Genomic DNA, 482 nt, shown 5'->3' with positions numbered 1-482 from the left:
CAGGACCTCGTAGAAGACGGCGCGTTTGAACCATTCCGGGTCCCGGTCCTTGGCGGGCGTGTCCTCGAAGGTGTCCGGTACGGGCTCGTTGACGGTCATGACGCTGCGGGCCCTCCGATCCGGGGCGTCGAGCGCCCGACGTGGAGCACGTGCGCGGGCGCCCGGCCGGGCGTCAGCCGCACGTAGTTGGTGCCGCCCCAGTGGTAGGTCTCGCCCGTCAGCTCGTCGTGCACCGGCACGGACGCCTGCGGGTCCAGGCCGAGTCGCGGCATGTCCAACGAGACCGTGGCCTCCTGGGTGTGGTGCGGGTCGAGGTTGACGACCACGACCACCGTGTCCGACCCCGTGCGTTTGCTGTAGGCGAGCACGGCGTCGTTGTCGGTGTGGTGGAAGTGCAGGTTGCGCAGCCGCTGGAGTGCGGGGTGGCGGCGGCGGATGGTGTTCAGGCGGGTGAGGAGCGGGGCGATGGTCCGGCCCTCGCG

The 482-nt window shown here is 71.0% G+C and carries 1 protein-coding gene; it reads right to left on the bottom strand.

Annotated features, from left to right (window positions below; translation table 11 throughout):
- Positions 1 to 95 precede the first annotated feature (95 nt).
- On the bottom strand, positions 96 to 482 hold a 387-nt coding region (locus IH25_RS0136850), incomplete at its 5' end, for an alpha-glucosidase C-terminal domain-containing protein (protein ID WP_030621438.1).

This window comes from Streptomyces achromogenes subsp. achromogenes, from assembly GCF_000720835.1.
GTDB classification, from domain to species: Bacteria; Actinomycetota; Actinomycetes; order Streptomycetales; family Streptomycetaceae; genus Streptomyces; species Streptomyces achromogenes.
This window is presented reverse-complemented; position numbering and strand designations above follow the sequence as displayed.